Here is a 22446-nt window from a genome sequence, read left to right on the forward strand (position 1 = left end):
GGCGCGGGGTGCGGGGCGCGTCGATCAGCACGAGGGAATCTGAAGGGAGCCGAAGGCGGACGAAGATGACGAACGCGAAGTCCGGAGCGAAGGCTCCGGACCGCAATCGTAGCCCCGCCCACCCCAGGCCCACGACGCGCCGGGCGTCTCAAGAACTCCACCCCCGGCAATAACACGGCACCGAGAGGCGTCCCAAGCACTCACTGCCCGGCAACACCAATAAAGCATCATCAAGCAGCCCGAACCCCAATCGCCACCACCCTCGCAGTAAACCCCTTCAACAACTCCTCCCGCATCGCCTCGGCCCGCACTATCGACGCCTCCTTCACGTGCCCGTACCCGCGGATCTCCTCCGGCACGCTCGCCAACGCCACCGCCTTATCCAGATTCCCGCGATTCAACTTCCCCAGAATCGCCGTCACAGTCTCCCGATACTCCTTGATCAATTCCCGCTCAGCCCGCCGCTCCTTCGTATACCCGAACGGATCAAACCGAGACCCCCGCAAAACCCGCATCCTTGCCAGCACCCGAAACACCTTCAACATCCCCGGCCCATAAGACCGCTTCACCACATGCCCATCCTTGTCCCGCCGTGCAAACAAAGGCGGCGCCAGATGAAAGCGCAGTTTCCAATCCCCCTCGAACTGCTCGCCCACCCGCTTCAAGAACTCCCCATCCGAATACAACCGAGCCACCTCGTATTCGTCCTTGTACGCCATCAGCTTGAAGTAATACCGCGCCACCGCCACCGCCAGCCGGTTCGTGCCCGTCGCCTCCCGCTCCGCATGCACCACCTTGTCCACCAGATCCGTGTACTGCTTGGCATAGTCCGCGTCCTGATACTGCGTCAGGAACGCCTTGCGCACCGCCACCATCTGCGCCAACTCACTGGCCGGCTTCCTTAGATCCACCACCGGACTCGCCACCCGCGGCCGCGTGATTTCGATGATGTCTTCCGGCTGCGCGGCCGGCACACCCCCATTGGCCATCAACCGCGCCACCGCCGCAGGTTCATGCGCCGCGCGCCGTCCCCACGCAAAGGCTGCGAGATTGTTCGGCACCTGTTGGCCGTTCAGCTCGATCGCGCGCAGCAGCGCCTCGCGCGACAGCGGAATCCAGCCCTTCTGGAATGCGTAGCCCATCATCAGCGGATTCGAATAGATCGCATCGCCAAGCAGCACCACCGCCATGGCTGCGGCATCCACCGCGTCAAGATTCTCCTTGCCGCAGGCGCTCTGCAGATCTGCCGTCAGATTCGCCCCCGGCAATGTCCAGCCCGGATTCGACACGAATGCCGCCGTCGGCGCCGTATCGCTGTTCAGCAGCACATGCGTGCGTCCCGGACTCACGCGCGCCATCGCCTCCGCGCTCGTTGCCACCACCAAGTCGCCTGCCAGCAGCAGATCCGCCTCGCCCATCGCCACCCGCGTGTTCAGCAGATGGTCCGGCGAGCCCGCCAACACCACGTGCGAAAACACCGCGCCGCCCTTCTGCGCCAGTCCCGCCATGTCCAGCACCGAACAGCCCTTGCCCTCCAGGTGCGCCGCCATGCCCAGCAGCTGCCCGATCGTCACCACGCCCGTGCCGCCCACCCCCGCGATGAAGACCCCATAAGGCACGTCCAAACTGCGCAAACGAGGCGCCGGCACATCCTCGTCCGGCGCGCCGCCCGATTGCGCCAACGCGGGCGGCTTCTTCAGTTTGCCGCCCTCTACCGTCACCAGGCTCGGGCAAAAGCCCTTCAGACAGGAGAAGTCCTTATTGCAGCTCGACTGGTTGATCTTGCGCTTGCGCCCGAACTCGGTCTCCAGCGGCTCCACCGACAGACAGTTCGACTTCGACGAGCAATCCCCGCAGCCCTCGCACACCCGTTCATTGATGACCACGCGGCGCGCCGGGTCCGGATAGGCGTTGCGTTTGCGGCGGCGGCGCTTTTCGGTTGCGCAGGTCTGGTCGTAGATCAGCACCGACACGCCGGGATGCTCGCGCAGCTCGCGCATCACCGCGTCCAGCTCGTCGCGATGGCGCACGGGCACGTCCCGCGCCAGGTCGGTCACGTCCACATACTTGCCGGGATCGTCCGTCACCACCACGATCTTCTCGATCCCCTCGGCCGCCACCTGGCGCGTGATCATCGGCACGCTGATGGGACCGTCCACCGGCTGCCCGCCCGTCATCGCCACCGCGTCGTTGAAGAGGATCTTGTACGTGATCGGCGCCTTGGCCGCCACCGCTGCCCGAATCGCCAGCAGCCCCGAATGAAAGTAGGTGCCGTCGCCCAGGTTCGCGAACACGTGCTTTTCCTCGGTGAACGGCGCCTGCCCCAGCCACGGCACGCCCTCGCCGCCCATCTGCGTGAAGACGTCGGTGCTGCGGTCCATCCATCGCACCATGTAGTGGCAGCCGATGCCCGCCATGCCGCGCGAACCTTCCGGCAGGCGTGTCGACGTATTGTGCGGACAGCCTGAACAGAACCAGGGCTTGCGCTCTTCAACCACGCGCGGTCGCGCCAGCGCCGCTTCGCGGGCACGGATGAACTCCACGCGAGCCTCGATGCCCGCGCGCACATCGTCCGGCAACGCGAACCGCAACAGGCGCGCCGCGATCGCCTTGGCGACCATCGCGGGCGAGAACTCGTAATGCGCCGGCAGCAGCCAGTTGCCCTGCGGCACGGACCACTCGCCGCCATCCTTGTCGTCGAACTTGCCTACCACGCGCGGAATCTTCTTGCCGCTGCCGATCCAGCTGAACAGCTCCTCTTTCAGCTGATATTCCAGCACCTGGCGCTTTTCCTCCACGACCAGGATCTCGTCCAGTCCTTCCGCGAACCGCTGCGTGCCGGCGGACTCCAGCGGCCACACCATGCCCACCTTGAAAAGACGCAGGCCGATGCGCCGGCACACGTCTTCGGACAGGCCCAGGTCCGAGAGCGCCTGGCGCGTGTCCAGGTAGGCCTTGCCGGACGTCATGATGCCGAAGCGCGCATCGCGCTGTGGCACGTCCCAGAGTTCGCGGTTCAGCCCGTTGGCGCGCGCATAGGCCAGCGCGGCGTACAGCTTGTAGTCCAGCAGCCGCGCTTCCTGCTGCAAGGGCGTGTCGGGCAGCCGGATGTTCAGGCCGTCCGGCGGCAGCTGGAAGTCCTCGGGCAGCACGATGCGCACGCGGTCAGGGTCCACGTCGACCGATGCCGACACCTCCACGATGTCGGTGATGCACTTCATGCCCACCCACACGCCCGCGTAGCGGCTCATCGCCCAGCCGTGCAGGCCGTAATCCAGCACTTCCTGCACGCTGGACGGGAACAGCACCGGAATCATGCAGGCCTTCAGGATGTGATCGCTCTGGTGCGGCAGCGTCGAGGACTTGGCGGGGTGGTCGTCGCCTGCCACCACCAGCACGCCGCCGTGGCGCGCGGTGCCGGCTGCATTCGCATGCTTGAAGACGTCGCCGCAGCGGTCCACGCCGGGACCCTTGCCGTACCACATGCCGAATACGCCGTCGTACTTTGCGCCGGGAAACAGGTTCACCTGCTGCGTGCCCCACACCGCCGTGGCCGCCAGGTCTTCGTTGATGCCGGGTTGGAACTCGACGTGGTGCGCCTTCAGATGGGCGGCGGCCTTCCACATGTTCTGGTCGACGCCGCCCAGCGGTGAACCCCGATAGCCCGATACGAAGCCCGCCGTGTTCAGCCCTGCCTGCGCATCGCGCACGCGCTGCATCATGGGCAGCCGCACCAGCGCATGGATGCCGCTCATCCACGCGCGGCCGGATTGCAGGGTGTATTTGTCGTCGAGCTGGACGGATTCAAGCGCCGCGCGGACGGCGGGCGTAAGGGGGGCATTCATGTCTACTCCAACATCGGATGCCCCCACCAGCGTCGCGCGCCTCTTGCCAGAACGCACGCGGGCCAACAAGGGCCGTGAAAGTGAAGTCCTGATGCGTTCGCGCCTCTGCGGGCGGAATCGCGCTTGCCGCACCCGCCGCTCCGAAAAAACGGGGCCGGCTGGCGTTAGTCCTTTCGGTTGTAACCCTTAGCCCTCTGGCGGGCAATAGGGCGATGCGATAATTGCCGGCATGGACTTCGCCCCTCGCATCGTCGCCTGGCAGCGCCAGCATGGCCGCCACGATCTCCCCTGGCAGAACACCCGGGATCCCTACCGGATCTGGCTTTCCGAAATCATGCTGCAGCAGACGCAGGTGGCCACCGTCATTCCCTATTACGAGCGCTTTCTGCAACGCTTTCCGGACGTCGCGGCGCTGGCCGCCGCCTCGCAGGAAGACGTGATGCCGTATTGGGCCGGCCTGGGCTACTACGCCCGCGCCCGCAACCTGCATCGCTGCGCGCAGGAAATCGTGCGCGACTGGGGCGGCCGCTTTCCGCCCACCGCCGAGGCCATCGCTACGCTGCCGGGCATCGGCCGGTCCACAGCCGCGGCCATTGCGGCGTTTTCGAACGGCGAGCGCTCGCCGATTCTGGACGGCAACGTCAAGCGCGTATTCACTCGCCACTTCGGCATCGCGGGCGACCCGGCCAAGCGCGAAGTCGAGCAGCGTCTCTGGGCGCTGGCGCATGCGCAGGTGGACGCGGCGCCCGGGCTGGACATGGCGGCCTACACGCAGGGGCTGATGGATCTGGGCGCCACGCTCTGCACGCGCGGCAAACCCGCCTGCGACAGATGTCCGGTGGCGGACACCTGCGTTGCCCGCCGCGAGGGACGTCAGGCGGAACTGCCCACGCCCAAGGTGCGCAAGGCCATTCCGGAACGCGAGACCTGTATGTTGGTGCTACGGCACCAGGGCGCGTTCCTGCTGCAACAGCGTCCCGAACCCGGCATCTGGGGCGGGCTGTGGAGCCTGCCGGAGTTTGATGCGGCGGGCGATCCCGACAGCGCCTCGCGCGCGCTGGGGCTGGAGCCGGAGCAGCGCTTCGAGCTGGCTGCCTTCGCCCACACGTTCACGCATTACCGCCTGCACATCCGGCCATGGCTTGTGCCGGTGCGCGCGGTTGCCCTGCGCGAGCCGGCGTTGCCGGAACGCTGGGTACCTGCAGACAAGCTGGGAACGATGGCGCTGCCGGCGCCGGTCAAGAAGCTGCTGCAGGGGCTGGTTGATGCCGGGATGCAGGACAGCCTGTTCGGCGAGGAAAACTCGGCGTAGCGATTCGGCGGGTTAACCGGTGTGAGCTTGAGCGGTGTCAGACACCGGTCAAACTACGACGCCGCCTCATTGAGGTTTCAGACACCCGCCCCGCTCAGCAGCATCACCAGCTTCAAATCCGGATGCGTCGCCAGCCGGAACGTGATCTGCTGGTACGCCAGCTTGCCGCGCTGCGGATGCTGGAATTCGCGCAGGCCGCCTTCGCGTTCCACCACGGCGTGCCGCGTCCACCAATGCGAGAAGACCACGCTTTGCCGGCTCAGGCTGTCCAGCAGCGCCAGCACCGCGGGTTCGTCCAGATGCGCGCCCGCGTCGGCGCGAAATTCAGCCACCACGCGGCGGGCGCGTTGGTCCCAGTCGACCACCAGTTCGCGCGCGGCGGGATCCAGGAAGATGTAGCGCAACAGGTTGGGCTCGGGGTCGCGCTCGGGCCAGTGGTCGAACAGGTCGACCAGCGGCGCGTTGCAGGCCAGCACGTTCCAGGCGCGGTCCAGCACATAGGCCGGCGCGTTGATCGCGTTCACGCATTCCTGCAGCGGGCCCGGGGCGCCGCCGGCGTCGTCGCGGGCGTGCTGCGGGTCGGCGCAATCGGCAAGGTCGAAGAGGTACGCACGCTCGGCCCGCGCCAACTGCAGCACGCCCGCGATGCGCGACCACACCGAGGGCGACACCGACACCTCGCGCCCCTGCTCGATCCACGTGTACCAGGTGACGCTGATGCCACACAGCTGCGCCACTTCCTCACGCCGCAGGCCGGGGGTGCGGCGGCGCGATCCCTCGGGCAGGCCGGCCATCTGCGGCGTGATGCGCGACCGCGCGCTGCGCACAAATTCGCCCAGCGCGTGACGGCGCAGATGCGAGCCTTCGTGGCCTGTGGTGACGGGCTGGGGGGAAGTGTTCATACCAGGATGAGTAATGGGCTTGTACGTGTATACGGGCCCGCCTATCTTAGCGCCTGCATCCTTTCGCAATCCCGAAAGGAATTCCGACAACGATCTCGACAGCATTCCCGGCAACATTCCGGCCAGGATTCCGCCCCCAACAGCCTTTCCGACACGAGGACCCCTCATGACCGCCAGCTCGCACGACGCCGCCGTGGACCGCCAATTCAGCCCCCGCGCCGCCGCCTACCTGACCAGCTCCGTCCACGCCCAGGGCGAAGACCTGCTGCAAATGGCCGCGGTCGCCGGCCAGCACCCGGACGCGCGCGTGCTGGACCTGGGCTGTGGCGGCGGGCACGTGAGTTTTCACGTGGCGCCGAAAGTGGCGCATGTGACCGCCTACGACCTGTCGCAGCAGATGCTGGACGTCGTCGCCGCCGAAGCCGCCAAGCGCGGGCTCGCCAAACTGGTGACCTGTCAGGGCAAGGCCGAGTACCTGCCGTTCGGCGACGCCGAGTTCGACCTGGTGATGTCGCGCTATTCCACGCACCATTGGCAGGACGCCGGCCGCGGCCTGCGCGAGGCTTTCCGCGTGCTCAAGCCGGGCGGCATTGCCGTCTTTGCCGACGTGGTGTCGCCGGGCGAACCGCTGCTGGACACCTGGCTGCAGACCATCGAAGTGCTGCGCGACACCTCGCACGTGCGCGATTACTCGGTGGCCGAATGGACCCGCATGCTGACCGAAGCGGGCTTCACGCTGCAGGAACTGGCGCCGCGCCGCCTGCCGCTGGAGTTCCAGTCGTGGGTCACGCGCATGCGCACGCCCGACACGCTGGTGGCGGCGCTGCGCCACATGTTCGGCATCGCACCGGACGTCGTGCGCGCGCATTTCGACGTGCGCGAGGACGGGTCTTTTACCAGCGACACCGCGACGATCGTGGTGAGAAAGCCGGGCTGAATCAGTCCACTCTCGACGGCTCCATCGCGGCCAGCGCCCCCACCACGCCCAGGCTGCGCAGCAACTGCGCAGCCGCGCCCACCGCCCGCACAAACCGCGGCTCCTGGCCGAGGTCACCGAACACCGGCTCAAACCCCGTCATGACGCCCGCCCACGCCAGCATCGCCGCGGGCCCCTCGCCCGCCTGCTCCGCCGCCCGTTCGGCCTGCTCATACCGATGCGCCAGCGCTTCGGCCAACGGGTCCTGGACCTCATAGACACGCCCGGCCTCATCCTGTCCGCGCAGGAAAAGCAGCCACCCGGCCACCGCCAACGCCAGACCCGGCATCGGCGCATCCGCCGCCAGCCGGTCGCGCACCGTCCCCAGCAGCCGCTGCGGCAATTTCTGTGAGCCGTCCATCGCAATCTGCCGCGTCTGGTGCCTGAGCGCCGGATTGGCGAATCGCTGCAACAGGCCTTGCCGGTACTTCTCGATATCCAGCCCCGGCAACGGCGGCAGCGTCGGTTCGATCTCCTGGCCCATCAGCGCGCCCAGGAACCGCCGCATGCCGGGCCGGGCCATCGCCTCGTCCACGGTGGCCCACCCCGCCATCACCGACAGATACGCCAGCGCCGAATGCGCGCCGTTGACCATGCGCAGTTTCAGCGTCTCGAACGGCGCGGCGTCCATCACGAAACGCGCACCGCCCGCGGTCCAGTCCGGCCGGCCCGCCGCGAAGCGGTCTTCGACAACCCATTCCAGATAGGGCTCGGCCACCACCGGCCACGCATCGCGCACGCCCAATGCCGCCGCGATCTCGTGCCGATCCACGTCCGTCGTGCGCGGCACGATGCGGTCGACCATCGAGCAGGGAAACGCGCACGCCGATGCAATCCAGTCCGCCAACGCCGGATCGACGCGCGCCGCGAACGTCAGCACCAGCGCCCGCAGCAAGTGGCCGTTGGCGGGCAGGTTGTCGAGCGACATGACCGTGATCGGCGGCAGGCCCATCGCGCGGCGGCGTTGCAGGCCGTGCACGACAAAACCGATGACGCCACACGGCGACTCGGGATTTGCGAGGTCATGCACGACGTCGGGATGATCCAGATTCAGCCTGCCGCTGGCGGGATCATGGCAATAACCCTTCTCGGTGACCGTGATGCTGACGATGCGCGTGCCGGCGGCCGCGATGCGCGCCAGCACGAGCTGCGGGTCCTCGGGCGCCACCAGCGTTTCAAGCAGGCAGCCGATGACACCCACACGCTGCCGCGACGCGCCGCTGCCGTCGGCATCGCGCAACGCCAGCGCATACAGGCCGTCCTGCGGCGCCAGCGCATCGCGCGTGTCGGCGTGGCGCAGCGAGACGCCGCAAATGCCCCAGTCCAGCCCGGCTCCGGCGCGCAGCGCCGCATCGTTGACCGCTGCCAGATGCGCACGCGCGAATGCGCCCAGGCCCAGATGCACGATGCCGATAGCGAGCGCGTCCCGGTCATATCCCGGCCGCGCCACCTGCGCGGGCAGGCCGTCCAGCGCACCCGCGTTCAGCCGGCCGCCTTCGCCTACCAGTTCCATAGCGTGCCGTCGTGCTGCAGCCGGTTCACGGGCAGATACGCGCGCTGATACGGATATCGCGCCGCCAGCTTCTCGTCGATATCTACGCCGTGGCCCGGAGCCTCGCCCGGATACAGCATGCCCTGTTCGAACGTATAGGAATGGGGAAACACGGCATCGGTCTCGTCGGTATGCCGCATGTATTCCTGAATGCCGAAATTGGGCACCCACAGGTCGAAGTGAAGCGCCGCCCCCATGCAGACCGGCGACAGATCGGTGGCGCCATGGCAGCCGGTGCGCACCTGATAGAGCGACGCCATGTCGGCAATGCGCCGCAGATGCGTGATGCCGCCGGCGTGAACGACCGTGGTGCGGATGTAGTCGATGAGCTGGTTCTGCACCAGGTCCTTGCAGTCCCAGATCGTGTTGAAGACTTCGCCCACCGCCAGCGGCGTGGTGGTGTGCTGGCGGATCAGCCGGAAGGCCTCCTGGTTCTCGGCGGGCGTGGCGTCTTCCATCCAGAACAGGCTGTACGGCTCCAGCGACTTGCCCAGCCGCGCGGCCTCGATGGGCGTCAGGCGGTGGTGCACGTCGTGCAGCAAATGGTGTTCGAAGCCCAGCTTCTCGCGGATGCGCTCGAACAATTGCGGCGCGTGGCGCAGGTATTTTTCGGTGGACCAGTCGTGCTCGCTGGGCAGGTCGGCATCGGCGGGCTCGTAGAACAGCGTGCCGCGGCCCACGCCATAGACCTTTTCCAAACCCGGCACGCCGCTTTGCGCGCGGATGGCGCGATAGCCCATGTCGGCGTAGCGCAGCACCTCGTCGACCGTGTGCTCGATGTCCGAGCCGTTGGCATGGCCGTAGACCATCACGCCGCTGCGGCTCTTGCCGCCCAGGAGCTGATACAGCGGCAGGCCGGCGGCCTTGGCCTTCAGGTCCCACAGCGCGGTGTCCACGCCGGCGATCGCGGTCATCGTGACCGGCCCGCGCCGCCAGTACGCGCCCTTGTACAGGTACTGCCAGATGTCCTCGATCTGGTGCGCGTCGCGCCCGATCAGGCAGGGGATGACGTGCTCGGTCAGGTAGGCGGCCACCGCCAGTTCGCGCCCGTTCAGCGTCGCATCGCCAATGCCGGTCAGGCCCTGGTCGGTTTCGATCTTCAGGGTCACGAAGTTGCGGCCCGGAGAACAGACAATCACGCGTGCATTCGTAATCTTCATCTTGGACTTCCGGCTACAGGAAAGGGACGGCCGCTCAACGCGGCCGCGGGATCAGAACGTCACCATCACCTTCATCGCCTGGTTGCGATCGCCCGCCAGCGCAAAGGCGTCATGCACGCGCGCAACGGGCACCGCCGCCGTCAGCAGCGGCGACACATCCACCAGGCCGCGGGCCAGGCAATCCACGGCCATCGCGTATTCGTCCACAAAACGGAAGCTGCCGATGCACGACAGGCTCTTGACCATGATCTGGTTGAATGGGCAATCCGCGCTGCTGCCGGACAGCGTTCCCACCGTCACGACAACGCCACGCGGACGCGCCGCGCGCAGGCAGCTTGCCAGGCCGGCATAGCTGCCCGACGCCTCGAAACACACGTCCACCGTGCCCTTGTTCGCGGCCAGCGCGTCCAGGGCGGCCGGATCCGTGGCCGCGTTGATGGTTTGCGTGGCGCCCACCCGGGCGCACGCCGCCAGTGTCTGGTCCACGATATCCACCACGATGACCCGGCTGGCGCCCGCCAGGCGCGCGGCCATCAGGATCAACGCGCCGATCGGACCCGCGCCGACCACCATGGCCGTCTTGCCCAGCAACGATCCCGCGCTGCGCACCGCATGCAGGGCGACGGCCAGCGGCTCGCCAAACGCAGCCAGTTCATACGACAGCGAATCCGGCACGGGCACACACTGCCGCGCGTCGACCACCACCTCTTCGCGCATCGCGCCCTGCATGTGCGGAAAGCGGCTGGCGCTGCCGAAGAAATGCACCGACTCGCAATGATTCGAATCGCCCTGCCGGCAATAGCGGCACACGCCGCAGGCGCGCGCCGGATCCAGCGCCACGCGGTCGCCGGGCCTGACCGCCGTCACGTCCGCGCCCACCTCCAGCACCTGCCCGGACGCCTCGTGGCCCGGCGTCAGCGGTTCACGGATGACAAAATCGCCCACCCGGCCGTGCCGGTAGTAATGCAGGTCGGATCCGCAGATGCCCACGGCCTTGACGCCGACGCGCACCTGCGACGGCCCCAAAGGCTGCGCGTCCGAGGTGTCCAGGCGCAGGTCCTGCGCCCCGTGGATCATGCAGTTCAGCATCAGCGCCACCCCTGTGCAAATTCGCCGATCACCCGTTCCAGGTGATCGCGCATCGCCTGCCGCGCCTCCTGCGCGTCGCGGGCCACCAGCGCGCCGAAGATGCGCTGGTGATCGGCCTGCGACGCCTGGCGCAAGGCCTGCGTATGGAAATGCTGTTCCATCTTTTCCCAGACCGGCCCCCGGGCCTGATCCCACATCGACGTCACCGTGGCCAGCAGCACGCTGTTGCCGGTGGACTGGGCAATGCACAGGTGAAAGCGGCGGTCGGCCTCGGCATTGGCGTCCTTGTCCGTCATCCGGTCGCGCATGGCCGTCAGCGCCTCGAAGATGCGGTCCAGGTCCGCGTCAGTGCGGGTGGTGGCCGCCAGCGCGGCGATCTCGGATTCAATCAGGCAGCGGGCGCGAAGGAGCTCGAAGGGGCCGGCGCCCGCCTCCGGCATCGCGGACGGACGGTTCGCGTCAGGTTCGCAGACATAGATGCCCGAGCCGCCGCGCACTTCCACCACGCCCTGCAGCTCCAGCGCAATGATGGCCTCGCGCACGGACGTGCGGCTGACGTCGAAGCGCTCGGCCAGCGCCCGCTCGGCCGGCAGGCGCTGGCCTGCTGCGAATTCGCCCTGCGCCACCAGCGCATGGATCTGCGCGGCCAACCGCAAGTAACCGCGGTCTGGTGCGACACGGCCGGCGGGGACTTCGGGCTTGGAGAGCGAATGCAACGTCATGGCGCCTCAAATTGGTCTGACCAAATCGTATTTGGTCCACCAATTTCCGCCATCGTGGTTTTCCACTACGCACCGACCGGCAACGCTCGGACAACGCCCAGACAACCGCCGGATCGCCCCTCGACAGCCCCCGCGCGGCCCCTGTATAGATACGGATCGAACGACAGCCAAGGAAAGCGACATGCCCAGCACGACCGACCAGCCCTTGCCCGCCAATCTGGCGGACCTGACCGTCACCGAGGCGGCAGCACACATCCGCGAGGGCCGCCTCACCAGCGTTGCGCTGACGCAAGCCTGCCTAGACCGCATCGACGCCCGCCAGGACCTGAACGCGTTCATCACGGTCGACCGCGACGGCGCGCTGGCGCAGGCGCGCGCCTACGATGCGGCGCCCGGCCACGGCCCGCTGGGCGGCGTGCCCGTCGCCATCAAGGACAACATCCACGTCGCGGGGCTGCCGAACACCGCTGGCACACCAGCGCTGAAAGACTTCCGCCCCGCCGAGGACGCGCCCGTCGTGCAGCGGCTGCGGGAGGCCGGCGCCGTCCTCCTGGGCAAGACCAACATGCATGAACTGGCGTTCGGCGTGTCCGGCTTCAACACCGCCTTCCCCGGCCCGGATGGCGATGGCACGCGCAACGCCTACGACGCGCGCCTGATCGCTGGCGGCTCGTCGTCCGGCAGCGGCGCGGCGGTGGGCGCGCGGCTGGCGCCCGCCGCGCTGGGCACCGACACTGGCGCCTCGGTGCGCCTGCCCGCTTCGGTGAACGGCGCCGCCGGATTCCGCGCCACCGTGGGCCGCTACGACGGCGCGGGCATCACCCCCATTTCCCACACGCGCGACACACCCGGACCCATCGCCAACGACATGGCCGATATCGTGCTGCTGGATGCGATCCTCACGGGCCAGACCGAGCCGCTGGCGCCCCTGCTGCCCGAAGGCATCCGCCTGGGCCTGGCCGCGTACTTCTGGGCCGACCTCGATCCCGACGTGCAGGCGGTTTCAGAAGCCGCCTTGAACACGCTGCGTACGGCCGGGGTGACGCTGGTGGACATGGACATGCCCGACCTGCCCGCCGCCAACGCGGCGGTCGGCATGCCGCTATGCCTGTTCGAGCAAAAGCCCGACCTGACGGCCTATCTGGCGCGTTATCACGTGGGGGTGAGCTTTGATGAGGTAGTCGCGCAGATTTCCAGCCCAGACGTGAAGGGCATCTTCGACAACCTGATCGTGCCGGGCGTGCTGCCCACGCCGGACGGCCAGCTCCTGCCGTTGCAACCGCTGTATGAACAGGCCATCGCAGGCGGCCGGCGTGAGCTCATCGACGTCTATCGCCGCGCCTTCAAGGAACACGCGTTGGACGGCCTGCTGTTTCCGACCGTGCCGGTGCCGCCGCCCGCGTCCACGCCCGAAGCCAGCAGTTTCGAAACCTTTGCCCGCCTGGCGCGCAACGTGGATCCCGGCAGCAACGCCGGCCTGCCTGGACTGAGCGTGCCGGCCGGGCTGTCGAATCAAGGCCTGCCGGTGGGATTGGAGATCGACGGCCTGCCGGGCGAGGACCGCAAGGTGCTCGCGATCGGCGTGGCCATCGAAAAGATATTGGGGCGCATCGCTGCGCCCCGGGTCCAGCCTTAGCCTCAGCCTGGGCTTTCGCGGCAGTCAGCCGCGTCAGCCAAGGTTGGGCGCCAGCGTGCGCTTCAGGTCTTCGATGCTGCGGCCGCTGCGGCGGGCGTAGTCCTCGAGCTGGTCTTCGCCGATGACGCCCACATTGAAGTACTGCGACTGCGGGTGGCTGAAGTAAAAGCCCGACACGCTGGACGCCGGGTACATCGCGTAGCTGTCCGTCAGCATCATGCCGATGTCCTCACCGTCCAGCACGCGGAACATGTCGGTCTTCACGACGTGTTCCGGGCAGGCCGGGTAGCCCGGCGCCGGGCGGATGCCCACGTACTTCTCGGCAATCATGTCTTCGTTGGACAGGGCCTCGTCGGGCGCGTAGCCCCACAGGTCCTGGCGCACGCGCGCATGCAGGCATTCGGCGAAGGCTTCGGCCAGGCGGTCCGCCAGCGACTTGAGCATGATGCTGGAATAGTCGTCCAGCGCCTTCTCGAATTCCGCTTCCTTCTTTTCGATGCCCAAACCGGCTGTGACGGCGAACATGCCGATGTAATCGACCTTGCCGCTGGACTTGGGCGCGATGAAGTCGGACAGCGACTTGTTGCTGACGCCCTCGCGCTTGGCGCCCTGCTGGCGCAGGTTGCGGTACGTGAACAGCACTTCGCTGCGCGTCTCGTCCTTATAGACCTCGATGTCCTCGTCGTTGACGGTGTTGGCGGGATAGAAGCCCACGACGCCATTGGCGGTGAGCCAGCGGCCTTCAACGATGCGCTTCATCATGGCCTGGCCGTCCGCAAAGACCTTGCGCGCCTGCTCGCCCACCACCTTGTCTTGCAGGATGGCGGGGTACGGGCCGAAGAGGCTCCAGGTCTGGAAGAACGGGCCCCAGTCCACATACTTCGCGATTTCGGCCAGATCGTAGCTCTTGAACGTGCGGCGGCCGATGAACTTGGGGCGTGGCGGCGTGTAGTTGTCCCAGTCGATCGCCGGACGCGAGGCGCGCGCCTCGGCCAGCGGCAGGATCGGCGTCGCCTTGCGGTTGGCATGGCGGCGGCGCACGTCTTCGTACTCTTCGGCCAGTTCCGTCAGGTAGGCTTCCGACTGGTCGGACATCAGGTTGGTGGCCACGCCCACCGACCGGCTGGCGTCGGGCACGTAGATCACCGGGCCTTCGTAATTGGGCGCGATCTTGACGGCGGTGTGCACGCGGCTGGTGGTGGCGCCGCCGATCATGAGCGGCACCTTGCGGCTGCGGAAGTACTCGTCGCGCTGCATTTCCGACGCCACGTACGCCATCTCTTCCAGGCTGGGCGTGATCAGGCCGGACAGGCCGACGATATCGGCGTTCTCTTCCTTGGCTTTCTCAAGGATCTGCGCGCAGGGCACCATCACGCCCATGTTCACGACTTCGAAGTTGTTGCACTGCAGGACCACCGACACGATGTTCTTGCCGATGTCGTGCACGTCGCCCTTCACGGTGGCGATGACGATCTTGCCCTTGGCGCGCACGTCGCCGCCCGCGGCCGCGATCTGGCGCTTTTCTTCCTCGATGAACGGAATCAGGTGCGCCACGGCCTGCTTCATGACGCGGGCGGATTTCACCACCTGCGGCAGGAACATCTTGCCTTCGCCGAACAGGTCGCCGACGACGTTCATGCCGTCCATCAGCGGGCCTTCGATCACTTCGATGGGACGGCCGCCGCGCGCTGCGATCTTCTGGCGCACCTCTTCGGTGTCTTCCACGATGAAGGCCGTGATGCCGTGGACCAGCGCGTGCGACAGGCGCTGCTCAACCTCGGCATTGCGCCAGGCCAGGTCTTCTTCCTTCTTGGCGCCGCTGCCCTTCACGCTGTCGGCAAACTGCACCAGGCGTTCGGTGGGCGTGCGCTCGTCGTCGGCTTCGGTCTTGCCGACGGGTTCCGGCCGGTCCAGCACCACGTCTTCCACCAGATCGCGCAGCTTGGCGTCCAGGTCTGCGTACACGCCCAGCTGGCCGGCGTTGACGATGCCCATCGTCATGCCTTCCTTGACCGCGTAATACAGGAACACGGTGTGGATGGCCTCGCGCATCGGCTCGTTGCCGCGGAACGAGAAGCTAACGTTGGACACGCCGCCCGAGATGCGCGCGTGCGGCAGGTTCTCGCGGATCCAGCGCGTGCCTTCGATGAAGTCCACGGCGTAGTGGTTGTGCTCGTCGATGCCGGTGGCGACCGCGAAGACGTTCGGGTCGAAGATGATGTCTTCCGGCGGGAAGCCTTCTTCCTCGACCAGGATCTTGTAGGCGCGGCCGCAGATTTCCTTGCGGCGCTCCAGTGTGTCGGCCTGGCCGAGTTCATCGAACGCCATCACCACCACCGCTGCGCCATAGCGGCGGCAGAGGCGGGCGTGATGGCGGAAGGGCTCCAGCCCTTCCTTCATGGAGATCGAGTTCACCACCGCCTTGCCCTGCACGCACTTCAGGCCGGTCTCGATGACTTCCCACTTCGAGCTGTCGATCATGACCGGCACGCGCGCGATGTCGGGCTCGGACGCGATCAGGTTCAGGAAGCGGTGCATGCAGGCCACCGAATCCAGCATGGCCTCGTCCATGTTGATGTCGATGATCTGCGCGCCGTTCTCGACCTGCTGGCGGGCCACGGCCAGCGCCTCGTCGTATTTCTCTTCGCGGATCAGGCGCGCGAACATCTTGCTGCCCGTCACGTTGGTGCGTTCGCCCACGTTGACGAACAGCGTGTCTTCGTCGATGTTCAGCGGCTCCAGGCCCGACAGGCGGGTCTTGACGGCGATCTCGGGCACGACGCGCGGCGTCAGCGCCGTGACCTTCTCGGCAATCGCGCGGATGTGGTCCGGCGTGGTGCCGCAGCAGCCGCCCGACATGTTCACCAGGCCCGCGCGCGCAAATTCTTCGAGCAGCGCCGAGGTGTCGGCCGGGGTCTCGTCAAAGCCGGTCTCGGCCATGGGGTTGGGCAGGCCGGCGTTGGGATACACGCAGACGTAGGTGTCGCAGATCTTGGACAGCTCGGCCACGTAGGGGCGCATCAGCGCCGCGCCCAGCGCGCAATTCAGGCCGATGGTGACGGGACGCGCGTGGCGCACCGAGTTCCAGAAGGCCTCGACCGTCTGACCGGACAGGATACGGCCGGACGCGTCGGTCACCGTGCCGGAGATCATCACCGGCAGGCGGATGCCGCGTTCCTCGAACACTTCCTCGGTCGCGAAGATGGCGGCCTTGGCGTTCAGCGTGTCGAAAATGGTTTCGATCAGGACGATGTCGATGCCGCCGTCGAGCAGGCCGTTCAGTTGCTCGATATAGGCGACACGCAGTTCGTCGAACGTGACGTTACGCGCGCCCGGGTCGTTCACGTCCGGCGAAATGGAAGCCGTCTTGGGCTGCGGGCCCAGCGCGCCCGCCACGAAGCGCGGCTTGTCGGGCGTGCTGTAGGCGTCACAGGCTTCGCGAGCCAGTTGGGCCGACACCAGGTTCAGCTCGTAGGCCAGTTCGGGCAGGTCGTAATCACCCTGCGCGATCGTGGTGGCGCCGAAGGTGTTGGTCTCGATGACGTCGGCGCCCGCGTCCAGATACTGGCGGTGGATCTCGGAGATGACGTCTGGCCGCACCAGCGACAGCAGTTCGTTGTTGCCTTTCACGTCCTTGCCGTGATCGGCAAAGCGCTCGCCGCGGAAGTCCGCTTCGCCCAGCTTGTAGCGCTGGATCATGGTGCCCATGGCGCCGTCCAGGATCAGGATGCGCTTGCCCAGCAGGCGGGCAAAGTCGCCGCCGCGGGTATAGGCTTCGGGAGGGTACGGCAGGCGGGGATACGACACGATCAGGTCCGGATTAGGTTGGCCACGGCAGCGCGGATGTGGCTAAAACGCGAAAAACGCCGAAAAAACAAGCCCTGATCGTAACAAAATGGGCCTTCCCGCGCCTCACGGTGATACAGTTTCGGCCCCGAACCGGTGCTTTCGGCGCATCAGGTTGGGCAAGCACGCAACACTTGCCCGCCGCGAGCGAAAGATAAACGGGAAACAGGAAGACGCCCCCGCAGTGCCGCGCCGCCCGCAAGGCCGCCGCAGCGCCGCCCGTCCAGCCTGTGCTGCCCCCGCAACGGTCCCCATGCGCGCCTGGCGCCCATGGCAGCCCGATACCGGCCTGTTCGCTCGTCAGGATGCCTGTTTCCCGCCACGCGGCCTTTCGGCTCGCCCGGCGCGCCGGCATCCTTCCCATCGTGAATGGCCTGCGGGGTCGCGGGCTGCACCGAGGTCTTGTAGATGAAAGCCCGCTCCATCCGGCGCTATGCCGGCGCCCTGCTCTGTTCCGCTCCGGCCATCGCCGCCGCCCAGCAAACCGCTCCCGCCCCGTCCGAACTCGACAGCATCACCGTCACCGCCCAGCGCGTGCCCACCGACGGCCGCACGCTGCCGGTGTCGATCTCGGTGATCACCGCCGAGGACATCGCGGCCAGCAGCGCGCGCACCATGCAGGACCTACTGTCCACGCAGGCCGGCATCAACCTGATCAACACCACCAGCTCCAGCGACAACGCCATCGTCGACCTGCGCGGCTTCGGCATCACCGGCGCCAGCAACACGCTGATCCTGATCGACGGCGTCAAGCAGAACACCAACGACCTGTCGGCGCCCAGCCTGGGCGTGGTGCCGCTGGATCAGGTCGAACGCATCGAAATCGTGCGTGGCAGCGGCTCCGTGCAGTACGGCGGCGGCACCACCGGCGGCGTGATCAACATCATCACCCGCTCCGACTTTGCCAAGGAACCGGTCACCGCCCGCGCCACCGCCACGTTCGGCAGCTACGGCCTGCGCCAGTACGACGCCGCGGTCGCGATGAACAACGAGAAGGTGGGCGTTGACGCCTACATGCAGTCGCTGCACAGCGACGGCTACCGCGACAACAGCGGCGAGCGCCGCGAAGGCGGCGGCGGCGGCATCACCTTCCGCCACAACGACGGCTCGATCCGCCTGTACGGCCGCACCACCACGCAGAAGCTGGAACTGCCCGGCCCGCGCACGATCAACCCGTTCACGGGCGTGAACGAATTCCAGGACGATCCGCGCGGCTCGAAGAACGACGTCGATTACGTCAAGACCACGACCACCACGTTTGGTCTGCAACTTGAGCAGGCCATCGGCGCCGGCGTGCTGTATTCGGACCTGTCGACCCGCGAGAAGAAGCTCAGCGGCCTGACCTATGACGGCTTCGGCGACACGCTGCGCGACCAGAAGCTGGAAGAGAACATCGCCAGCGTGCGCTACCGCCTGCCGATCAACGGCGGCCACAGCGTCGTCTTCGGCGCCGATGCGCAGGAAGCCAAGACCACCGCCGACCAGAACGCCTACTACGACTTCGAACCGTCGAAGTGGCAGTCGCGCCAGCATCAGTACGGCCTGTTTGCCGAAGGCCAGATCCGCGCCACCGACAGCACCTACATCACGGCGGGCGTGCGCCGCCAGTACGCGTCCGACGACCTGGAAGTGATTTCGGGCTCGGGCACGCCGTCCGACCGCAGCCACCACCTGACCGCGTGGCAGTTGGGCGTGCGCCAGGACCTGTCCGGCGGCTTCGGCCTGTACGGCAAGGTCGGCCGCAGCTTCCGCCTGCCCAACGCCGACGAACTGCTGTCGGTCCAGTCGCCGCTGGCCCCGCAGACGTCCACCGACAAGGAAATCGGCGTCACCTGGCAGTCGGCCAGCAGCAGCGCGCGCCTGTCGTACTTCCACTACGACCTGACCAACGAGATCCAGTACAACCCGCTGGCCGACGGCCTGTGGGGCCCGGGCACGGGCGCCAACACCAACCTGGATCCGACCCGCCGCCAGGGCATCGAGCTTGAAGGCCACACCGCGCTGTCCAGCAGCGTCACCGTGGACGCCAACCTGACCTGGATGGAAGCGCAGTTCCGCTCCGGCACCTACGCCGGCGTCGACCTGGCCGGCAAGACCGTGCCGCTGGCGCCCAAGTGGCTGGCCAACGCCGGCGTGACGTGGCGCCCCACCGATGCGTTCCTGTGGAACGTGTCGGCGCAATACGTGGGCAAGTCGCGCATGGACAACGACCAGGCCAACCAGTTCGACAAGGAACTGGACGCCTACGTGCTGTTCAACACCAAGGTCGCGTACAAGTTCACCCGCAACATCGAAGGCGCGGTGGGCGTGAACAACATCTTCGACCGCCAGTACGCCACGTACGGCATCCGCGGCGGCAACGCCTCGTTCGAAATGTTGGGTCCCGTCGCCAACTACAGCCTGTACCCCGCCCCCGGCCGCAACTTCTACGCGTCGCTCACGCTACGCTACTGATTGCCGCCTTGCGGACTGGGCCTGCCGGTCTGAGCCTTTGTTGAGGCTCAGGGTCTGCGCAGGCCCTTTTCTACGTTTGTGCCCACCCGACGGAGCCGCTGCATGACCTTTCGACGCGTCCTGACGACTGCCGGCGTTGCGCTGAAGCTGACCCTGACGTCGGCGGCAGGGTTGATGCCGACATTTGTGCTGACATTGGTGCCGATGGTGGCATTGACCCTGGCGCTGTCTCCGCGGCTGTCCCACGGCGCCCCCGCCATCCAGGTCCAGGACGACCGCGGCCGCACCGTCACGCTGGATGCCCCCGCCCGGCGCGCCGTCACGCTGGCGCCCCATGCCACCGAACTCATCTACGCCGCCGGCGCGGGCGGATACATCGTCGGCACCGTCCTCGGCAGCGACTATCCGGCCGCGGCGCGCGCGCTGCCCGTCATCGGCGACGGCACGCAGCCGGACGCCGAGCGCGTTGCCGCCGCCCGGCCCGATCTTCTTATCGCCTGGCAACCGTCCGCCGCCGAACCGCTGACGCGCGTGATGGACAAGCTGGGCGTGCCCGTCTTCTACAGCGATCCGCTGACGCTCGCCGCCATCCCCGGCGCCGTCGAGCGCATGGGCCAGCTGTTCGGCACCGAGCCCGTGGCGCAGGCCGCCGCGCAGGACATGCGCGCCCGGCTGGATGCCCTGAAGGCGCGCTATGCCGGCCGCCGCCCGGTGCGCGTCTTCGTCCAGGCCGGCCTGGACCCCATCTACACCCTGAACGACACCAGCATCGTCAGCGACGCGCTGCGGCTGTGCGGCGGCGTCAACGTCTTCGGCCAGGCGCCCATCGTGGCCCCGCAAGTCACGCTGGAAGGCGTGCTGGCGGCCCGGCCCGAGGCCGTGCTGGCCGGCGTCTCGCGCCCGGAGGACACGGCCAGGAACCTGGCCGCGTGGCAGGAAATGGGCCTGCCGGCGGCGCGCCAGGGCCATGTCTACGGCGTCGACGCCGACGCGCTCTACCGGCCAGGCCCCCGCCTGATCGACGCGGCCGAGACCCTCTGCGCCGACCTGGACCGGGTGCGCTGACGCGCGCGATCCGCAAATAGTGGAACGCGCGGGCCAGTGCCCGGCCCTGCCGTCCGGCGGACTGCTTTATCATTCGGCATCAGTCAGCCAGTCCCCCGCGGGCCTCGCATCGTGCGCGCCCGCCCTTTGAAGCACCGCCATGACCACACAAGACACTCTCACCATCGCCGGCCGCGCCTACTCGTCGCGCCTGCTCGTCGGAACCGGCAAGTACAAGGACTTCGAACAGACCCGCGCGGCCCTGGACGCCAGCGGCACGGAAATCGTCACCGTCGCCATCCGCCGCACCAACATCGGCCAGAACGCCGGCGAGCCGAACCTGCTGGACTACGTTCCCACCTCGAAATTCACGCTGCTGCCCAACACGGCCGGCTGCTACACCGCCGACGACGCCGTGCGCACGCTGCGCCTGGCCCGCGAACTGCTGGACGGCCACGACCTCGTGAAGCTCGAAGTGCTGGGCGACCCGCACACGCTGTTCCCCAACATGCCCGAAACCCTCAAGGCCACCAAGACGCTGGTCGATGAAGGCTTCAAGGTCATGGTCTATTGCACCGACGATCCCATCCAGTGCCGCATGCTGGAAGACATGGGCGCCGTGGCCGTCATGCCGCTGGCCTCGCTGATCGGCTCCGGCATGGGCATCCTGAATCCCTGGAACCTGCGCCTCATCATCGACCAGGCCCGCGTGCCGGTCGTGGTCGATGCCGGCGTGGGCACCGCGTCCGACGCCGCCATCGCCATGGAACTGGGCTGCGACGCCGTGCTGATGAACACCGCCATCGCCGGCGCGCGCGACCCCATCCTGATGGCCAGCGCCATGAAGAAGGGCGTGGAAAGCGGCCGCGAGGCCTTCCTGGCCGGCCGCATGCCCAAGAAGCTGTACAGCGGCGCGCCCAGCTCGCCCACCGAAGGCCTGATCACCGGCGGTCCCGCGAAATGAATTCCCGCCAGCCGGCCGCCAGCGGCCGTCCGATCCCCAACGCGCTGACCATCGCCGGCGTCGACCCGTCCGGCGGCGCCGGCATCCTGGCCGACGTCAAGGCCATGAGCGCGCTGGGCGCCTACGGCTGCGCCATCATCGCCGCGCTCACCGCGCAGAACACGCAGGGCGTGACCGGCATCTCGCCGGTGCCGCCCGCCTTCGTCGGCCTGCAGATCGACACCCTGTTCACCGACGTGCGCATCGACGCGGTCAAGATCGGCATGCTGGGCCAGCGCCCCGTCATCGAGGTCGTGGCCGAAAAGCTCGCCAAATGGACGCCCGCGCACATCGTGCTGGACCCGGTCATGGTCGCCAAGAGCGGCGACCTGCTGCTCGAGAACGATGCCGTCGGCGCCATGCGCGAAGCCATGCTGCCCCTGACCACCCTGCTCACGCCCAATCTTCCCGAAGCCGGCGTGCTGCTCGAAGAGCGCCCCGTCGAGACCGTCAAGGAAATGCGGCGCGTCGCCGAGCGCCTGCGCAACAAGCTGGCGCATTCCGGCGAACGCTGGGTGCTCGTCAAGGGCGGCCACCTGCCCGGCAGCGAAACCATCGACCTGCTGCATGACGGCGACCGCATGATCGAACTGCCCGGCCACCGTATCGACACCGCCAACACGCACGGCACCGGCTGCACGCTGTCGGCCGCGCTGGCGGCGCTGCTGCCACAAATCGGGGACGTACCGGAATCCGCCAAACGCGCCAAGGCCTACCTGACTGAAGCCATCCGCCACGCCGAGCGCCTGTCGGTCGGCTCGGGCCACGGCCCGGTCCACCATTTCCACGGCTGGTGGTAACGCCCCTTTCCGGCTGAGCTCAACGGCGCCCCACGGGGCGCCGTCTGCTTTTCCGGGCTCCGCGCCGCGCCTGAAACATCTGCCGCACGGGCGCGCCGTCACAGG

General features: G+C 67.6%; 14 protein-coding genes. 7 read left to right on the forward strand and 7 right to left on the reverse strand.

The window, feature by feature from the left end; genetic code table 11:
- Window positions 1–230: 230 nt before the first annotated feature.
- A complete protein-coding gene (locus B2W22_RS15780; RefSeq protein ID WP_286938682.1) occupies window positions 231–3845 on the reverse strand; it encodes an indolepyruvate ferredoxin oxidoreductase family protein in 3615 nt (1204 codons plus the stop codon).
- A gap of 229 nt (window positions 3846–4074) precedes the next feature.
- Between B2W22_RS15780 and mutY the strand changes: the two genes are divergently transcribed.
- Window positions 4075–5157: an A/G-specific adenine glycosylase gene (mutY, locus tag B2W22_RS15785; RefSeq protein WP_286938684.1), complete on the forward strand. Its 1083-nt coding sequence runs from the start codon at window positions 4075–4077 to the stop codon at window positions 5155–5157.
- A 77-nt stretch (window positions 5158–5234) separates the two neighbouring features.
- On the opposite strand, the gene B2W22_RS15790 is transcribed toward mutY, so the two are convergent.
- Entirely contained in the window at window positions 5235–6059 is an 825-nt protein-coding gene (locus B2W22_RS15790) for a helix-turn-helix transcriptional regulator (protein ID WP_175125176.1), read from the reverse strand.
- Between the two features lie 166 nt (window positions 6060–6225).
- Between B2W22_RS15790 and B2W22_RS15795 the strand changes: the two genes are divergently transcribed.
- The gene (locus B2W22_RS15795) at window positions 6226–6996 is read left to right on the forward strand and encodes a class I SAM-dependent methyltransferase (RefSeq protein ID WP_286938687.1); all 771 of its coding nucleotides are present in this window, start codon (window positions 6226–6228) and stop codon (window positions 6994–6996) included.
- 1 nt (window position 6997) lies between these two features.
- On the opposite strand, the gene B2W22_RS15800 is transcribed toward B2W22_RS15795, so the two are convergent.
- From B2W22_RS15800 to B2W22_RS15815, 4 genes are read right to left on the reverse strand one after another with little or no spacing between them, the layout of a single operon-like run.
- Window positions 6998–8548 (reverse strand): mannitol dehydrogenase family protein, encoded by a 1551-nt coding sequence (locus tag B2W22_RS15800; protein ID WP_286938688.1) that lies wholly within the window; start codon window positions 8546–8548, stop codon window positions 6998–7000.
- Window positions 8536–9747 carry a D-mannonate dehydratase ManD gene (manD, locus tag B2W22_RS15805; RefSeq protein ID WP_286938690.1) on the reverse strand — a complete coding sequence of 404 codons (1212 nt, stop codon included), beginning with the start codon at window positions 9745–9747 and terminating at the stop codon, window positions 8536–8538. Before manD ends, B2W22_RS15800 begins: the two co-directional genes overlap by 13 nt.
- Window positions 9748–9798: 51 nt before the next feature.
- The gene (locus B2W22_RS15810) at window positions 9799–10836 is read right to left on the reverse strand and encodes an L-idonate 5-dehydrogenase (RefSeq protein ID WP_286938691.1); all 1038 of its coding nucleotides are present in this window, start codon (window positions 10834–10836) and stop codon (window positions 9799–9801) included.
- A complete protein-coding gene (locus B2W22_RS15815) occupies window positions 10836–11558 on the reverse strand; it encodes a FadR/GntR family transcriptional regulator (protein ID WP_175125171.1) in 723 nt (240 codons plus the stop codon). Before B2W22_RS15815 ends, B2W22_RS15810 begins: the two co-directional genes overlap by 1 nt.
- Window positions 11559–11739: 181 nt before the next feature.
- Here B2W22_RS15815 and iaaH point away from each other — a divergent pair, with 181 nt between their 5' ends.
- Window positions 11740–13194 (forward strand): indoleacetamide hydrolase, encoded by a 1455-nt coding sequence (gene iaaH / locus B2W22_RS15820; protein WP_286938693.1) that lies wholly within the window; start codon window positions 11740–11742, stop codon window positions 13192–13194.
- Window positions 13195–13227: 33 nt separating this feature from the next.
- Here the strand turns inward: iaaH and metH are convergent, their stop codons facing one another.
- Window positions 13228–17001, reverse strand: coding sequence for a methionine synthase (gene metH / locus B2W22_RS15825; protein ID WP_175139044.1), 3774 nt, complete (start codon window positions 16999–17001; stop codon window positions 13228–13230).
- A gap of 447 nt (window positions 17002–17448) precedes the next feature.
- On the opposite strand from metH, the gene B2W22_RS15830 reads away from it, so the two are divergent.
- The 4 genes from B2W22_RS15830 to thiD all read left to right on the forward strand — a co-directional run bounded on the left by B2W22_RS15830 (window position 17449) and on the right by thiD (window position 22341).
- A complete protein-coding gene (locus B2W22_RS15830; protein ID WP_279976097.1) occupies window positions 17449–19494 on the forward strand; it encodes a TonB-dependent receptor in 2046 nt (681 codons plus the stop codon).
- Between the two features lie 204 nt (window positions 19495–19698).
- Window positions 19699–20559, forward strand: coding sequence for a cobalamin-binding protein (locus tag B2W22_RS15835; protein ID WP_286938755.1), 861 nt, complete (start codon window positions 19699–19701; stop codon window positions 20557–20559).
- 139 nt (window positions 20560–20698) lie between these two features.
- Window positions 20699–21502, forward strand: a complete 804-nt coding sequence (locus B2W22_RS15840) for a thiazole synthase (RefSeq protein WP_175125167.1) — start codon at window positions 20699–20701, stop codon at window positions 21500–21502.
- Window positions 21499–22341 carry a bifunctional hydroxymethylpyrimidine kinase/phosphomethylpyrimidine kinase gene (gene thiD / locus B2W22_RS15845; protein WP_175125166.1) on the forward strand — a complete coding sequence of 281 codons (843 nt, stop codon included), beginning with the start codon at window positions 21499–21501 and terminating at the stop codon, window positions 22339–22341. Before B2W22_RS15840 ends, thiD begins: the two co-directional genes overlap by 4 nt.
- Window positions 22342–22446: the final 105 nt, after the last annotated feature.

Origin of the sequence: Achromobacter sp. UBA4530, from assembly GCF_002388205.1 — a bacterium.
GTDB lineage: Bacteria > Pseudomonadota > Gammaproteobacteria > Burkholderiales > Burkholderiaceae_B > Achromobacter > Achromobacter animicus.